This is a genomic window from Geothrix sp. PMB-07, from assembly GCF_030758935.1.
In the GTDB taxonomy this organism is placed as follows: Bacteria; Acidobacteriota; Holophagae; order Holophagales; family Holophagaceae; genus Geothrix.
The window spans coordinates 646,437-662,938 of sequence record NZ_CP132333.1 but is presented as its reverse complement, the minus strand read 5'-3'; the positions used below and the strand labels follow the sequence as shown (position 1 = coordinate 662,938).

The following is a 16,502-nucleotide window of genomic DNA, read 5'->3' as shown; positions in this document are numbered from 1 at the left end:
CGGCTGTCCGGCCTGCCCCTTTGCTCACCGGTGCTCCCGTGCTGAGGAGGCTCTGCACCCTCGGCCTCGCCTTCGCCCTGGCCGCCCCCGGCTGGGCCGACAGCAAGCCGCTGCCACCCAAGGGCAACTGCGCGGTCTGCGGCATGTATGTGGCCAATTTCCCCGATTGGGCCGCGGCCGTGGTCTTCAAGGATGGCGCCCAGGCCTGGTTCGACGGGCCCAAGGATCTCTTCCACTACCTGCTGGACCTGAAGCGCTACGCCAAGAAACGCAGTGGCGCCGACATCGATGCCATCCTCGTGAAGGACTACTACGCCCTCAAGCACATCGACGCGCGGAAGGCCTTCTTCGTGCTCCGAAGCGACATCCTGGGCCCCATGGGCCAGGAGCTCGTGCCCTTCGCCACCGAAGCCGAAGCCAAGGCCTTCCTCAAGGACCACAAGGGCCAGAGGATCCTCAGCTTCCCGGATGTCACGCAGGCCGCATTGAAAAGCCTGGAGTGAGGGTTCCTCCTTGAGGAAATCCTCGGCCTTCCTCTCCTTGACTGGCGCCCTGTCGGTGCTGTTTGTGGCCATGCTCCTGCATGCCAACGGCCAGGAGAATGCCGCCCGCCGGCAGCGCCAGGCCAGCCTTGAGCTGGTGCGTCGGCTGGGCCTCACGGACCTGTGCCTGTTCACCGAGGCCCGCTACACCCGGCATCCCGCCATGGCGGATCGCCACGCGGCCTTCCAGGATCATCCCATGGGCCTGGACCACTTTCCCTCGGGATCCCTGGTGACCCCGCCCCCCTTCCCGAGCCCCCATGCGCCGCGCCCGCAACATCCTTGATTTCGCCCTCTCCTCGCTGCTGAGGCGCAAGGGGCGCAACCTGGCCCTGCTCGGCGTCTATACGCTGGTCATCTTCGTCATCGCCTCCCTCATCTTCTTCGTGCAGGCCCTGAAGCGAGAGGCCCGCGAACTCCTGGTCCAGGCGCCGGACATGGTGGTGCAGCGCATGGTGGCGGGACGTCATGATCCGCTTCCCCTCTCGCAAGCCGAGGCCATCCGCGCCATCCGTGGCGTGGAAGATGTCCAGGCCCGGGTCTGGGGCTACTACTACGATCCGGTCTTTGGGGGAAACCTCACCCTCATGGGCAGTTCGGAGCCAGACCTGGCTCCCGACTCGGTGTGGATCGGCCAGGGCGTGGCACGCAGCATGCGGGTGAACGAGGGGGACATGATTACCCTTCGGGGCTACGGTGGGCTGCCCACCCTGTTCACCGTCCAGAAGGTGCTGCCGGCCTCCTCGGAATTGGTGTCCTCCGATCTCATCCTCATGTCCCCGGCCGATGTCCGCGCCCTCTTCCGCTTCCCGGAGGGCCTCGCCACGGACCTGGCCGTCCGCGCAGGCAATCCCCGCGAGCTGCCCACCATCGCCGCCAAGATCGTGGAGCAGTTCCCCGATGCGCGGCCCATCCTGAAATCCGAGATCCTCCGCACCTACGAGGCCATCTTCGAGTGGCGGGGCGGCCTCATGGTGGTGGTGCTGGCCTCGGCCATCCTCTCCTTTGTGATATTCGCCTGGGATCGCGCCACGGGCCTTTCTGCCGAAGAGCGCAAGGAGATCGGCATCCTGAAATCCATCGGCTGGGAAAGCGGCGACGTGCTGCTGCTCAAGTTCATGGAAGGCGCGGTGGTGTCGCTCACGGCCTTTCTGGGCGGCGTGGTGCTGGCCTATGTCCACGTCTTCTTCTTTTCAGCCACCCTGTTCGAGCATGCCCTCAAGGGCTGGTCTGTGCTCTTCCCCACCTACCGCCTGGCGCCCGCCGTGGACGCCTACCAGCTCACGGTTCTGTTCTTTCTGACGGTGCTTCCCTACACGGCGGCCACCCTGGTGCCCAGCTGGCGTGCGGCCACGGTGGATCCCGATGCGGCGATGAGGTCCTGATGATCGAACTCGCCCAGGTCGTGAAAACCTACCAGGCCGGATTGGCCACCCCCTTTACAGCGGTGGATGGTGTGAGCCTCCGCATTCCCGATGGCCAGCTCACGGTGCTGAAGGGCCCCAGCGGCTCCGGCAAAACCACCTTGCTCACCCTCATCGGGTGCATGGCCAGGCCTACTTCGGGCCGCATTCACCTGCATGGCCTGCCTCCAAACACCCTGCCGCAACTGCGCGAAGGCGATGCCCTGGAGATCACCAGCCTGCCCGAACGTTTCCTCACGGCCATCCGGCGGCGCACATTCGGCTTCATCTTCCAGCAGTTCAACCTGGTGCGCGGCATCAGCGTGCTGGAAAACGTCCTGCTTCCCACCTACCCCACGGGCGAAGACCGCCGCTCCGCCGAGGCCCGTGCCGTCGCGCAGCTGGAGGCCCTGGGCCTGACACGGCACCTGCGGATGCCCGTGGACCGCCTCTCCGGTGGCGAGGCTCAGCGCGTCGCCATCGCCCGAGCCCTCATCAACGAGCCAGCCGTGCTCATCGCCGACGAGCCCACCGCCCACCTGGATTCCAAACTCTCCGAGGATTTCATGGCCCTCATGGGCCAGTTCAGGGCCACCGGAAGAACCCTGCTCATCACCAGCCACGACCCCATCGTGTATGACTCCCCCCTGGCCGATGCCGTGGTGGAGATGCGGGATGGCCGGGTGGTCTCCGCGCCGTGATCCAGCACCCCGGCATCCTCGCCCTGCTGCTGGCCTCGGGCATTGTCAGCGCGTTCCTGTTGGCTGCCAGCGGGCTGGGCCTGCGCATCCTCCGCCATTGGGATCTGCGCAGCGGCAGCGAGGCTCAGCTGGAGTTGGAACGGCGCACCTACCTGGTGTCCACCCTGGTGGCCAACGCCCTGGCGATCCAGGTGCTTTCGCTCTTCCTCTTCATCTACACCGTGGATGGCCTGCACACCCAGTTCGTAGGCGCCATGTGCGCCGCGGGCTCCCTCTCCGTCAACGCCTACGGCTACCCCGCCCTGCTCGCCAAGGTGGCCACCTGCCTGGTGGCGGGGCTCTGGCTGATCCTCCACCGGGCCGATACCCAGGGCCATGACTATCCCCTCATCCGCCCCAAATACGCGCTGCTGATGCTGCTCCTCCCCCTGGTGCTGGGGGAGGCCTGGCTGCAGGGCCGCTACCTGACCGGCCTGCATGCCGATGTGATGACCTCCTGCTGTGGCAGCCTCTTCGGCCAGGGCCGCCCGGGCCTCGCCTCCGACCTCGCAAGCCTTTCGCCCCAGGTGGTGCAGCCCGCGTTCTGGACCTGCTTCGGTGCCCTGGTGATCAGCAGCGTGGCCTTCCTCAAATACCGCCAAGGCGGTCGCCTGCTCGCGTGCCTGGGCCTGGGGTTCTTTCCCGTGGCCATCGCCGCACTGATCGCCTTCTTCGGCCTCTACATCTACGCCCTGCCCACCCACCACTGCCCGTTCTGCCTGCTTCATGCAGAGTACGGGTTCGTGGGTTACCCCCTCTACGCTGCCCTCCTGGGCAGCGCCATTTCAGCGTTCGGCCTGGGCGCCCTCTCCTTCTTCCAGCAGCGGGCAAGCCTGAGCCAGGCCCTGCCCCGCCTACGCGCCCGGTTGGCCATTGTGGTGATGGCTTTGGCCCTGATGTTCACCCTCATCGTGAGCCTGTGGATGGCCCTGTCTCCGCTCAGACTCTGATCAGCCCGCCGTGAACCGTCTCAGGCCCCCAGCGCTTCCAGCAGCTCATCCAGGGACACGCTGGCAATGGCCGAAGACTTGTCACTCATGGCATAGGGGAGGATGAGTTCCCTGCCGTGGAGGATGGACCCGCAGCTGTAGACAACGTTCGGAACATAGCCTTCCCGCCCCACGCCTTCCGGCTCGAGCAGAGGCTCACTCAATCGGCCAATGACCTTGGTGGGATCATGCAGATCGAGCAGGGCGGCCCCGATGCAGTATTTGCGCATGGGGCCCACGCCGTGCGTGATCACCAGCCAGCCCGCCTCGGTTTCGATGGGCGAGCCGCAGTTCCCGATTTTCACGGATTCCCACATTTCCCCCGGCCGCAGAAGGATTTTTGGATCGCTCCAGTAGTGGGGATTGTCTGAAAACATGATGAACAGATTCTCGTCATCCTGCCGCGACAGCATGGCGTAGCTGCCATCGATGCGCCGGGGAAAGAGCGCCATGCCCTTGTTCTGAACGGCGCTGCCGTTGAGGGTGAGCACCCGGAAGTGGAGGAAATCCTGGGTCTCGATGAGCTGTGGCAGGATGGCGTGCCCGTTGTAGGCCGTGTAGGTGGCGTAGTACATCACGGTCCCATCGTCATCGGTGTGCCGCACAAAACGGGCATCCTCGATGCCATTGGTCTCGTTGGGCGAAACGGGGAAGATGATCCGCTCACTCATGGCCAGGGAGGGAGAGAAGTTCATCTCGTAATTGGAATCGGCCAGCCACTGGATGCAGCTGAGGGTGTTGGTCAGGCCCTGCGTGATGGGCTGGGTTTCCCGCCGAACCCGGGTCACACTCCGGTTGAGGTCGCTCCGGGTGAAGCTGTCGTCGAGGGGCTCCATCACCGCCGCCGAGGCGCCGTTGTCGAAGCCCATTTCGTGCAGTTTCACGATGAAGAGCCGCTTCTTGTATCTGGGGTTGGGATTGACCTCCGGCATGTTGACATAGCGCGAGACGGCGTCCAAATGGATGTCGCCATCCGCTGCAATGAGACCCGTGCGGAATTCAACGGAGGAGATGTGCCCCTCGCCAGTGGCCCGAAGGCTCAGGATGAATCGCAAAGCACCTACGGGAACGCCCTCCTGATCGGGGTGCTCCACGATGGATGGATTGAACAACGCCGCGGATTCCAGGGCGTACTCACCCGAAAAAAGGGCTCCGATGAGGAGTTTCCGTGTTCGCGTGAGCGGCCTCTGGCTGAAGATGTGGGGAACCACCTTTTCAAAATTCGCCAATAAGGGCGACTCGATGTCGAGGTGCCTGCAATCAAATTCCCGGAGCATGGCGTCCAGATCGCGGGAAGCGTCCTCTTCGCTGATGGCAAGCGCCCGACCGATGATGGTGGTGATGTTGTGGGTGCTGGCAGGAATGAAGGGCCGGATGATGACCCTCGCGCTTTCCGGCAGCAGTGGCACTTCGTGGCGGCGGAGGGTGGTGAAGGTCATGGGGTCCTGCTCAAGGAAGGGGGCGTGAGATGCTCCGCGACGTTCATTTCGGCAAGGGAGAGGTGGAAGGCCAGGGTCGATTCGGCGCCTTGGTTTTCGCTGACGCGATCCCGGTGGAGGCCGTCGCTGCAGCCCCCGCTGCTGGAGTCGTACAGGGGCACACCGAGGTCGTTGCGGCCCAGGAACCACTCGAAGGCTCGCTTGGCTTCCCGTGACCAGCTCACATCCTGAGTGGCGCGGAAAGCTTCGAGGCAGGCCGCGACCATGGCCTGGGCTTCCACCGGCTGTTGATCGAAATCCGCATGGGCGCCATCCCGTTCACAGAAGCCGTTGCTGCCGATGGGCCGGAAATGACCCGCCTGGGCGGTTTGCAGCGAGACCAGCCATTGGAGGGACTTGAGACCGATGTCCAGGGCTTCGGGATGGGGCATCCATTGGCCGCTGAGCAGGAGGGCCTGGCACAACCGGGCGTTGTCATAGGAGGCGATGGGCTCGAACCAGGGCCAGTCCTCGGAAGCGCACACGTGCCAAAGTCGCACGAGCTGGTTGGTGAGCTGTTCACGGGTGGCCATCACTTTCGGATGCCCCGGAAAACGCCGCAGGTACTCATGGATGCCAAGCAGGGTAAAGGCCCAGGCCCGGGGCGAACGGAAGGATTCCACCGCAGGCAGGCCGCGCTCGAAGAGCTGCGCGGATAGCCGCTGATGGCCTTCATTGCGCGAGCGCCCCGCCCCCGTGCCCAGGGCCCAGAGCGCGCGCGCATGACTGTCTTCGCTGCCCGACTCTTCCAGCCACTGCCGACCATGGCTCATGAAATTCCTGAACCGGTTGGTGTCCAGGTTCAGCGCCGCAGCCAGGAAGGCGAGGTAGCTCGTGGCCAGGCGGTCCAGGTTTTCCTCAGGCGGCTTCCCACCCAGCTCATCAAGCAGGTTGCAGAGGATCAGGGCCCGGGCGTTGTCATCCGTACAGTAGCCTTCATGAAAGTTCGGCACATTGAAGATGGCGTGCTGGAAGATGCCCGTGCCATCGCTCATGCGCACCACATGGTTGAGCCGCAGCGGCGGAAGGTCGTAGGGTCGGCTGGCCAGGGTCCAACCGGCGAAGGCCTTGCGTGGCCTGGCCTTCCGATCAACGCCCGCCCGCCGGAAGGATTCCAGGTAGCTCTGGGCCACGGAGGACCAGATCATGTTCCGCCCCACCTCGTAGGCTCGCTCCCGGGTGCGCGTCAGCGATGCCGGATCATCCAGGTAGGCGCACACGCCTTCGGCAATGGCCCCTGGATCGCGGAAGGGCACCAGGATGCCACGCCCATCAGCCAGCAGTTCCTGTGCGTGCCAGTAGGGCGTGGACACCACGGCCTTGCCCGCGCCGAACACATAGGCCAGTGTGCCGGATGTGATCTGGGCCTCATTGAGGTAGGGCGTGAGGTAGATGTCCGTGGCGCCGATGAATTCCTTGAGATCCTCCAGCGAAACGAAGCGGTTGTAAAAGATCACGTGATCTTTGACCCCGCGATCCTCGGCCAGCCGTTCCAGGCCCAGGCGGTAGTTTTCGCCGTCGCGGGCCACCAGGTGCGGATGGGTGGCGCCCAGCACGAGGTAGACCACATTGGGATGCCGCTTGACGATCTCAGGAAGGGCCTCGATGACATTCTCGATGCCCTTCCCGGGCCCCAGCAGGCCGAAGGTGAGCAGCACCATGCGGCCATCCACGCCCAGCTCCGCCTTGTAGAAGCTGGAATCAATGAAGGGCAGATCCGGAATGCCGTGGGGAATGAGGTCCACTTTCGCGTCGGGCACCGCGTAGACATCCCTCAGAATCTCAGCGCCCTTCTGCGCCATCACCACCAGGCGGTCGCTGCGGCGCACCAGCTCATCCATGACCTTTCGCTGCGTGGGATTGGGCTCGCGCAGGATCGTGTGGAGCGTCGTCACCACGGGCATCCGCACTTCCCGCAACAGGGCCAGCAGGTGGCTGCCCGCGGCCCCTCCGTAGATGCCGAACTCGTGCTGGACGCACAGCACGTCCACATTGTTGAAGTTCAGGAAATCCGCGCCGCGCCGGTAGGAATCCAGATCCTTCTCATCCAGTTCAAAGCGCACGCGCGACGGATACTCGTAGCCTTCCGGGCGGTCATTCACCGCCCCAGTGAAGCAGAGGGAGTGGGGAGCGGCTTCGGCCACCGCTTCGCAGATGTCATGGGTGAAGGTGGCGATGCCACAGAGACGGGGCAGGAACCCGCCGAGAAAGGCGATGCGGCCTGGCAGAGTGGGGTCCATAAAGGGTTCCTCGCATTCCCTGCAACATGAGGCCTTGTGCCCAGTTGTATAGAATCGATATTAGCACCTCACACCAGGGGCCAGCACAGCCACCGTGGAAGCATGTCGAATGATCGAGGCGCGAAGACGATCAGACTTCCCATCGCCCATTTGGAATCCTTCTCCCCGCCTACAGCAACGCCCCGCGTCACGGGGCGTTGGTTGGTGGTGGATGCAGTCCGAACTGAAAGCCTCTCCGCTTCAGAATTTCCTGAATTCACACGTGGTGAATCCCTGGCATCTGGCGGCTGGCGCTTGGCCGGGATTGATTGCTGGAACCGATAATCACTAACGATCACCAAGAGCTTCCAAGCCCACATGCAAGAGGTCAGGATGCTCCAGCGGTCCCCACCGCGCTTCCCGAGGAACCTTTGCCCATGATGCGCCGCCTGGTTTCGATTCTCCTGATCGCTCCCGCATGGCTGATTCCGGCCTGGGCCGCTCCGCCCAAGCCGGCAAACCTAGCCCCGGTGAAGTGGGTGAATCCGTTGGGGGGAACGGATTCAAGCCACGCCTTTTCCCGGGGCAACCTCTATCCCGCCGTGGCCGTGCCCTTCGGCATGAACGCCTGGACACCTCAAACCGGCCTGGATCCAGATGGCTGGACCTACCGCTACGACGCCCAGCAAATCCGAGGCCTCAAGCTCACCCACCAACCGAGCCCCTGGATCAACGACTACGGCAGCCTCTCCCTCATGCCCATGAGCGGCGAACTGCATGTGCTGGACAAGGATCGGGGTGCCTACTTCAGCCACGAGCGGGAAGCAGCCCATCCCTATGCCTACAAGGTGAAGCTGCTGGAATCGGGCATCTGGGCAGAGGTGACACCCACCTCTCGGGCGGCCGTGCTGCGCTTCACCTATCCCGCCACGCCCAAGGCCTACGTGGTCCTCGACGCTTTCCCCAAGGGCCGCAAGACTGTCGGAGAGCAGGCCATCGGGGATGTGAGCGTGCGGGTGGATGCCTCACGGCGCCGCATCGTGGGCATCAGCCGCTACAACCATGGCGGTGTGCCCGCGAATTTCGGCCATCACTTCATCGTGGAATTCGATCAGGAGATCGCCGATTGCGGCACCTGGGATCCCTCCGGCCCGCGGAAGGAAACCTCCCTCCAGGGCGATCACGTGGGGGTATGGGTTGAGTTCAAGGCCACCGCCGGCCTGACCCTGCAGGCCAAAGTGGGCACTTCTTTCATCAGCCTTGGCCAGGCCGAGCTGAACCTGCGACGGGAGGTGGGCGAGCAGAGCTACTCCGCGGTGGAAGCCCGGGCGCAGAAGGCCTGGGAAGATGCCCTGGGCCGCGTGAAGGTGGAGGGTGGCGATGCGGCCAGCCTGGAAGTCTTCTACAGCTGCCTCTACCGGACCCATCTCTTCCCCCGGACCTTCCACGAGGTGGATGCCGCCGGAAAGACCCTGCACTACAGCCCCTACAGCGGCCAGGTGGAACCCGGCCCCCTCTTCACCGATAACGGCTTCTGGGATACCTTCCGCGCCGCCTTTCCACTCATGGCGCTGATGCAGCCTGGCCTCGACAACCAGATGATGCAGGGCATCGTCAACGCCTACCGGGAAGGAGGCTGGATCCCCGAATGGCAAAGCCCGGGCTACCGGGATTGCATGATCGGCACCAACAGCTCTGCGATCCTGGCGGATGCCTGGGCCAAAGGCATCCGGGATTGGGATGGCCGCAAGGCCTGGGAGGGCATGGTGAAGGGCGCCCATACCGCGGAACCTTCGTCGACCTCCCTGGGCCGCCTGGGCGCCTCCCATTACGACCGTCTGGGCTACGTGCCCAGCGATGTGAAGATCGATGAAAGCGCCGCGCGCACCCTGGAATACGCCTACGACGATTGGTGCATGTGGCGATTCGGAAAGGCCCTGGGCCTGCCCGCTGCCGAAGTGGAGCCCTACCTGCGCAGTTCCCGAAACTACCGCAAGCTCTTCGATCCCGGTACGGGTTTCATGCGCGGCCGCCTGCAGGATGGCACCTGGCAGAGCCCCTTCCGGCCTGATTCGTGGGGCGGCGTCTTCACAGAAGGCTGCTCCTGGCATTGGACCTGGTGTGTGTTCCACGACCCCGCGGGGCTATCCACGCTGCTGGGCGGTGACACGGCCATGGCCGCGAAACTGGACAGCGTCTTCACCACCCGGCCCACCTTCGAGAGCTCCTACTACGGGGGCGTCATCCATGAGATCGCCGAGATGGTGGTGGCCGACATGGGGCAGTACGCCCACGGGAACCAGCCCATCCAGCACATGATCTACCTCTACGACTGGGTGGGGCAGCCCTGGAAGGCCCAACGCTGGGCCCGGGAGACCATGGCCCGCATGTACCGCCCGGGCCCCGGCATGTATTGCGGCGACGAGGACAATGGCCAGACTTCGGCCTGGTACGTCTTTTCCGCCCTGGGCTTCTATCCCGTCACGCCGGGCCAGACCCAGTACGCCCTCGGCTCGCCGCGCTTCACCAAGGCCACCATGAAGCTGGAGAACGGCCGCACCTTCACGGTGGAGGCGCCGGGCAACGGGCCGGACAAACCCTACATCCAGAGCGCCACGCTGAACGGGAAACCCCTGAACCGGAACTGGATCGACCACGCCGAAATCCAGGCCGGGGGCGTCCTGAGGCTGGTGATGTCGAAGCAGCCGAATCTGAAGCGGGGCACCCGTCCCGAGGACCGGCCCTACTCGCTCAGCCGGGATCCCGAGGCCTCCGAAGGGCGCTGAAGGGCCAGGCGAAAAGGAGGGCCCGCGGGCTCAACGCCTCCGAAGCCAGGCCCAAAGAAAGTTGGAAGCGGAGAAGAGCGGAAGGGCGGAGGAAAGCGGACCAGGGCAGGTGGCTGTTCTCCGCTCTCCTCTGCCCCTCAGCGATCCTCCGCTTCCAGCATTCCTTTCCTCCTGGTGCTTTCGAGAAGAGCGTCCTGGCCGCGGGCGAGATCCAGCCAAACATCCCTGCTGAAAGGTTCTTGCTCCCGGTCTACTGGCGCCCGTAGTCGTCCTGCAGGCGTTCGATGTCAGCTTCGTTGAAGGTTCCGAAGCTCACTTCGAGCACTCGCACCGGGTGGGGGGTGCTCGGGTCGCAGCGCAGCCGGTGGACGCTGCCCTGGGGCAGCCAGACTTCCTCACCGGCAACGGGGCGAAGGACCGCGCCGTCGAGATCGACCACCACGCCGGGATCCAGGGCCACCCAGAGTTCATCACGATGGCTGTGGCGCTGCAGGCTCAGCTGCTGGCCGGGGAGGCAGGTGAGGATCTTCACCGTGCAGGGGGTGTTTAAAGCGTACTGATCGAAGGAGCCCCAGGGTTTGTCCACGTGGAGGCTGGCAGGTTTCTGCATGGTCATTTCTTTCCAGGGGAGAGGGCGCCTCAGGCGCGGCGGTCCAGGGCATCCAGCGCAAAGGCATAGGCGCCCAGGGCCACGGCGCGGCTGGCCCCCAGCTTGGAGATGCCGATGCCGATGCGCTTCATGGGGTCGTAGGGAATCAAGCGCCCCGAGCCGGGAACCACGATGTGGCGGGAGCGGCCCTTGAGGAAGCGATCCAACTGGGTTTCATCCTCCAGGTTGAAAGCGGCGAGCTCGGTGCGGGGAATCGGATCGCGTCCCGTAACGCTGGTGAGCTGTCCGTTCAATTCCGCCAGCAGGGCCGGCATGAAGTGTGGCCAAGCTCCCGACAGGCCGCCACCCAGCACCACCAAACCGTCGACCAGGCTGATGGCGTTGGCGATGGCATCGCCCGCCACTTCCCCCAACAAGCGGAAGGATTCGCAGGCGGCCCCCTGGCTTCCGGGCTGCAGCCCTTCGGCGATGGCGGCGATCTCCCGGGGGTCGGGCACCTGATCGGTGATGCGCAGCCCCGCGCCGGTGGCGTAAGCCCGCTTCACGGCTCGCACCGATACCCCTTCCTCCGCGTAGCTATCGCGGTGGATTTTGTGGCGGGTGCACCAGATCTCTCCGGCGGCGCCGTTGTCGCCCCGGAAGAGCTGGCCCTGGCGGACAATGCCGCCACCAAAGCCCGTGCCCAAGGTGAGGCCCAGGAGGTTCTGGAAGCGTTTGGGGTTTCCTGCCGCTTCCAATTTCCCGTTGATCTCGGGAAGCAGGCCGGAGAGCGCTTCGCCGTAGGCAAAGAGATCCCCGTCGTTGTTGAGGTAGACAGGAACGCCGAAGCGATCCTCCAGCATGGGCCCGAGGGCCACGCCGCCGCGGAAGGCCGGCAGGTTCTGGAGGTCCCCGATGATGCCTGCGGCATAGTCGGCGGGGCCGGGGAATGCAAAGCTGATGGCTTGGATGGTGCCACCCACCGCTTGACGCTGCTGCTCGAAGCCCTCCACCAGCGTATCGAGGCAGGCCTTCAAGTTGTCGGGGTGGGAGGGGCGGATCACAGGTTGGGCCACGTCTTCGTTGCCGCGGATCGCATGGAAGGCGAAGGTGGTGCCCCCGGCATCGAGGGTGAGGACGTGGCGGGTATCAGAAGCTGGATTCATGCGTGACTCGGAAAAACAGATCTGTCGGGAAGGTCATTTGGAAGATGTCTGGCGTGGGCGGCTGCGCCACGAGAGCGAGGCCAGGTAGGCGAAGCAGGCCAGGGGCACGGCAAAGGCGAGGGGCCGTGCCCCGCCCCCCAGCCGCCCCATGATCAATGGCACGATGGCCCCACCGCTGATGGCCATGCACATCAGGCCGCTGAGTTCGCTGGCCCGCTCAGGCTTCGCCTCCACGGTGATGGAGAAGAGCATGGGCCAGATGTTGGCGAAACCCAGGCCGCCGAGCAGGACGCCGGGAAGGGCCAGGGGGCCGGATCCGGTCATGAGCATGGCCAGTCCAGTCAGGCCCAGCAGGGCGCTGATCCGAAAGAAGGTGTGCGGTTGCACCTTCAGGCTGCCCGCCACCAGCCGCCCCACAGTGAGGGCGCCGAAAAACAGGGCGGGCCCGAAGAGGGCAGCCTCCTTCTCGCCCCGCCCCAGGGCCTGCAGGGCGGGTTTGAGGAAGGCGCCCATGCAGACCTCGGCCCCCACGTAGAGAAAAATGCCGACCACCGCCAGGGCGAAGACGGGCTCCTTCAGCAGGGCGAGGGAACTGCGGATGCTGGGTGGCACCTCGGCCTTGGTTTCATCGACCTTCAGAAAACTGACCGCGAGCAGGGCCAGGGCCATGAGGGCGAAGAAGATGGGAAAGGCCCCCCGCCACCCCATGGCGGCGAAGAAAGCCAGAGAGGTCACCGCCGTCACCAAATAGGCGGAGGCGCTGCTGCCCGCCCCCTTGATGCCCTGGGCCAGGGCCAGGTTGCGGCTGTAGTCACCGGCGCTGCTGACATCCCGCATGATCGGGTTGCCCGCCACCTGCAGCAGAGTGGTGCCCACGCCCAACAGAAAGATGCAGGGCAAGAGCAGGACGAAGGGCGGATTCAGGAAGGCCGGGATGCCCACAGCCAAGGTGTTGAGGGCCAGGCCCAAAACGAGCACCTTCTTCTTGCCGATGCGGGCCGAGAGCAGGCCGCCGGGAACGCTGAAGACCGCGAAGGCGATGAACACGAAGAAGGGCATCAGGGCGGCCATCACTGGATTGGTTGAGACCGCGCTCGACAGGGGGCCCATGGCATCCGCGACCCCCATGAGCAGGAAGGCGAGGAAAATGGGCAGGGTCCTCAGGTTCATCGGACGCTCCTAGGGCTGGGCCAGATCGTGAAGGCCTCGGGGAAGGGGCTCAGGGCTGGACGTCACGCATCGACCCGGGGGCCGCCTCAGGCTTGCTGGCCCAGGCCTTGTTGGGCTTGGCTCCCAGAGTGAAGACCAGTTCGCCGCCTTCACAAAGCGTGGCATGGGACAGCCAGGCCTTGGACCAGGGCTTTCCATTCAACGTGACCTTCTGAACGTAGACGTTTTTCGCGGAGAACTTCTCCGCTCGCACGGTGAAGGTCTTGCCGTTGCTGAGGTGCATGGAGATTTTCGGCAGCGCAGGGCTTCCGATCACGTAGCGGTTGTCGCCAGGACAGACAGGGTAGAAGCCCATGGCGCTGAAGATGTACCAGGAGCTCATCTGGCCGCAGTCATCGTTGCCGCAGAGGGAGCCGGGCTGGTCTCCGTACTGGGTGTCGATGAGCTTGCGCACGAGGGCCTGGGTCTTCCAGGGCTGGCCCGCGGCGGCAAAGAGGTAGGCCACGTGGTGGCTGGGCTCGTTGCCGTGCCAGTACTCGCCGATGCGGCCCTCGATGTCCTCGACGCCGTCATCCGTCCGCTTCTCGTGTTCCTGGAAGACCTCATCCAGCTTGCGCGTGAAGGCCTCCCTTCCGCCCATCAGGCCGATGAGCCCCGGCACGTCCTGGGCCACGGACCAGGTGTACTGCCAGGTGGTGCCTTCGGTGAAGGGCCCAAGGTGCTTGTATTCGAGGGGATTGAAGGGCGTCATCCACTGGCCCTTGCTGTCCTTGGGCCGCATGAATTTCAGGCTGGGATCATAAAGGTTCCGGTAGGACTGGGCGCGCTTCTCGAACCGCTCGGCAATGGCGGTCTTGCCCAGGCCCCGCGCCAGACGGGCGATGCAGGCATCGTCGTAGGCGTATTCCAACGTTTTCGAAACGCTTTCGTTTTCCAGATCGAAGGGCACATAGCCCAGGCGCTCGTAGTCCACCAGGCCGTCGAAGGTGGGGTGGGAGGCACTGGCCACGCAGGCTTCCAAAGCCTTCTCCCAGTCGATGCCGGTCATGCCCTTGGCCCAGGCATCGACGATCACCGGCACGGCATGATAGCCGGGCATGCACCAGGTCTCGTTGCTCCAGAAATGCCAGATGGGCAGCAGGTGGTCCGAACTCTGATCGTAGGCGGCCAGCAGGGATTGGATCATGTCCCGGTCCCGGTCCGCCTGCACCAGCGTGAAGAGGGGATGGGTGGCGCGGTAGGTGTCCCAGAGACTGAAGGTGGTGTAGTTCTGGAAGCCCTTGGCCATCTTGGCCTGCTGATCCTGGCCCCGGTATCTGCCATCGCTGTCTGTGTAGAGGTTGGGGGCCATGAAGGCGTGGTAGACACCGCTGTAGAAGGTGGCCTTTTGGGTGTCGGTGCCTTCCACCTCGAACTTGCCCAACTCCACGTCCCAGGCATCGCGCGCCTTCTGCACGTAGGATTCAAAGGCCCAATCGGGCATTTCTGCATCGAGATTGCGCAACGCGCCCTCTTCGCTGAGGGGCGAGATCCCCACCTTCACAGAGATCTGCTCGTCCTTGCCCGTCTCATAGTCCACCACCGCCTGAAGGTTGGCGCCGGCACCAGACGTGGAGCTGAGGTAGCGGTAGGACTTGAAGGAATCGTACTTGAGTTCCTTCTTGTCGCTGAAGAGGCGGAGACCGCCAAAGGGCTTGGAGAAGCGGGCCGCGAAATAGACGGGGCGATCCTTGGCCCAGCCCTTCACCAGGTGCATGCCCTGGAGGGTCTGCCCGTCCACCTGACGGACATTGGACCAGACCACCTTGTGCAGCAGGACATGGCTGAGATCCAGCACCACGTGGGCGTTCTTGGAGGCCGGGTAGGTGAACCGCAGCATCCCGGCACGGGCGGTGGCCGTGAGCTCGGCCTTCACCCCGTAGTCGTCCAGCACCACGGAGTAGTACCCGGGCGAGGCAGACTCACGGTCATGGCTGAACCGGCTCTGGTAGCCCTTCTCTTTCAGGTCCTTGGTGCCAGGTTCAAGCCGGGTTTCGCCCACGGTGGGCTGGAACAGGATGTCCCCCATGTCCGGGATGCCAGTGCCGGAGAGGTGCAGCATGGAGAATCCGAGGATGGTCTTGTCCGAGTACTCGTATCCCGACGCGGTGTTGTATTCCTTCTTGTCCGTGTCGGGGCTGAGAGCCACCATGCCGAAGGGCATCTGGGCGCCGGGGTAGGTGTTTCCCTCTCCCTTGGTGCCCACGAAGGGCCGAACGTATTTCGAGAGGCCGGAGGGAGCCGGTACCGGGGGCGCGGCGAACAGGGCTGTGACCGGCAGGAGGATGAGTGCGCGAAGCATCTGCATGGGAAGACTCCGGGGATCGGCGGGCCGATGGAGTGATCCTGAGCGTGAACTGCAAAGCGAGATAGTGCGGGCGCCCCATAGGGGTCATCAATCTCGTCGATGACAGCCCTAGCTTTCCTCTCCAAGCGTTAGTCCCGCCATGACGCCGCGCAGCCAGCGGTGGGAGGGATCATCCTGCATTCGGAGATGCCAGAACTGCCGCACCTGGAAGGACGGTGACTCGAAGGGATAGGGCACCACTGCCAGGGGGAAAGCCGCCGCCAGTGGCTCGGCGATCCGGCGAGCCAGAGTAAAGCAGAGGTCCGTCTCCAGCACGGCGAAGGGCGCAGCGAGAAAATGGGGCACCGTCAGGCTGATGTGCCGGTCCAGCCCCAGCGCGGCCATCTGCTGGTTCACGAGGGTCGGGCCCACCAGGGCCTGCACTTCGATGTGTGAAAGCGCGAGATAGGCCTCCTGGTCGAAGGGCCGCTGAAGGCTCGGATGATCCTTCCGGAGGATGCAGACGACTTCGTCCTTGAAGAGGAGGCGGCTCTGAAGACCTTCCGGGGGCTGCGAATACCCGGCCAGCACGAAATCCAGCTCCCCATTGGCCAGTTCCTCCCATGGGAAGTGGTGGGCGATGGGCTGGATGATGACCTGGACCCGGGGTGCGAGCTCCTGGATGCGCCGCATCAGTGGCCCCGCCATCACAAACTGCAGGTAGTCCGTGGCCGCGAAAACGAAAATGCGGTTGGAGGCGGAGGGATCGAATTCCACCGGCTGAAGCACGTCCAGCAGCTTGGCGAGGGTCTCGTGAAGGGGCTTCTCGATGGCCAGCGCCCGAGGCGTGGGGGTGATGCCTCTGGGAGCCCGCACGAACAGGGGGTCGCCAATGACCTTCCGCAATCGCGCCAGGGCGCTGCTGAGCGTGGATTGGGTGGTGCCAAGGCTGATGGCCGCTTGAGTGACGTTGCGTTCCTTGAGCAGCGTGTCCAGCACCACCAACAGGTTCAGGTCGATATCCGGCAGTCGGGTCACGGCACCCTCAAGCTGAGTCTGCCTGAGATGGTGCCACGGGGATAAATCATCGTTTC

Annotated in this window: 13 protein-coding genes; 6 read left to right on the top strand and 7 right to left on the bottom strand. The window is 64.4% G+C overall.

The genetic code is table 11. From position 1 onward, the window contains the following. Positions 1-38 precede the first annotated feature (38 nt). The 5 genes from Q9293_RS02935 to Q9293_RS02915 are packed head-to-tail and all read left to right on the top strand — an operon-like array spanning position 39 to position 3,635. On the top strand, positions 39-503 hold the full coding sequence (locus Q9293_RS02935; protein WP_306249867.1) for a nitrous oxide reductase accessory protein NosL: 465 nt from the start codon (positions 39-41) through the stop codon (positions 501-503). Between the two features lie 10 nt (positions 504-513). Next, on the top strand, positions 514-828 hold the full coding sequence (locus tag Q9293_RS02930) for a hypothetical protein (RefSeq protein ID WP_306249865.1): 315 nt from the start codon (positions 514-516) through the stop codon (positions 826-828). Next, positions 803-1,927, top strand: a complete 1,125-nt coding sequence (locus tag Q9293_RS02925; RefSeq protein WP_306249863.1) for an FtsX-like permease family protein — start codon at positions 803-805, stop codon at positions 1,925-1,927. The genes Q9293_RS02930 and Q9293_RS02925 overlap by 26 nt, the downstream gene beginning before the upstream one ends. After that, positions 1,927-2,646 carry an ABC transporter ATP-binding protein gene (locus Q9293_RS02920; protein WP_306249861.1) on the top strand — a complete coding sequence of 240 codons (720 nt, stop codon included), beginning with the start codon at positions 1,927-1,929 and terminating at the stop codon, positions 2,644-2,646. Before Q9293_RS02925 ends, Q9293_RS02920 begins: the two co-directional genes overlap by 1 nt. Then, positions 2,643-3,635, top strand: coding sequence for a hypothetical protein (locus tag Q9293_RS02915; protein WP_306249859.1), 993 nt, complete (start codon positions 2,643-2,645; stop codon positions 3,633-3,635). Before Q9293_RS02920 ends, Q9293_RS02915 begins: the two co-directional genes overlap by 4 nt. 20 nt (positions 3,636-3,655) lie before the next feature. Here the strand turns inward: Q9293_RS02915 and Q9293_RS02910 are convergent, their stop codons facing one another. Continuing rightward, complete coding sequence (locus tag Q9293_RS02910) at positions 3,656-5,113, bottom strand: glycoside hydrolase family 130 protein (protein WP_306249857.1); 1,458 nt, start codon at positions 5,111-5,113, stop codon at positions 3,656-3,658. Further along, positions 5,110-7,392, bottom strand: coding sequence for a glycosyltransferase family 4 protein (locus tag Q9293_RS02905; RefSeq protein WP_306249855.1), 2,283 nt, complete (start codon positions 7,390-7,392; stop codon positions 5,110-5,112). The genes Q9293_RS02910 and Q9293_RS02905 overlap by 4 nt, the downstream gene beginning before the upstream one ends. Positions 7,393-7,808: 416 nt before the next feature. Here Q9293_RS02905 and Q9293_RS02900 point away from each other — a divergent pair, with 416 nt between their 5' ends. Next, positions 7,809-10,157 (top strand): GH92 family glycosyl hydrolase, encoded by a 2,349-nt coding sequence (locus Q9293_RS02900; protein ID WP_306249853.1) that lies wholly within the window; start codon positions 7,809-7,811, stop codon positions 10,155-10,157. A 250-nt stretch (positions 10,158-10,407) separates the two neighbouring features. Here the strand turns inward: Q9293_RS02900 and Q9293_RS02895 are convergent, their stop codons facing one another. The 5 genes from Q9293_RS02895 to Q9293_RS02875 form a co-directional block, all read right to left on the bottom strand. Then, a complete protein-coding gene (locus tag Q9293_RS02895) occupies positions 10,408-10,767 on the bottom strand; it encodes a phosphomannose isomerase type II C-terminal cupin domain (protein ID WP_306249851.1) in 360 nt (119 codons plus the stop codon). A 29-nt stretch (positions 10,768-10,796) separates the two neighbouring features. Beyond that, on the bottom strand, positions 10,797-11,912 hold the full coding sequence (locus tag Q9293_RS02890; protein ID WP_306249849.1) for an ROK family protein: 1,116 nt from the start codon (positions 11,910-11,912) through the stop codon (positions 10,797-10,799). A 33-nt stretch (positions 11,913-11,945) separates the two neighbouring features. After that, positions 11,946-13,082: a sugar MFS transporter gene (locus Q9293_RS02885; protein WP_306249847.1), complete on the bottom strand. Its 1,137-nt coding sequence runs from the start codon at positions 13,080-13,082 to the stop codon at positions 11,946-11,948. A gap of 49 nt (positions 13,083-13,131) precedes the next feature. After that, entirely contained in the window at positions 13,132-15,429 is a 2,298-nt protein-coding gene (locus Q9293_RS02880; protein ID WP_306249845.1) for a GH92 family glycosyl hydrolase, read from the bottom strand. A 108-nt stretch (positions 15,430-15,537) separates the two neighbouring features. After that, positions 15,538-16,446 (bottom strand): LysR family transcriptional regulator, encoded by a 909-nt coding sequence (locus Q9293_RS02875; RefSeq protein WP_306249842.1) that lies wholly within the window; start codon positions 16,444-16,446, stop codon positions 15,538-15,540. Positions 16,447-16,502: the final 56 nt, after the last annotated feature.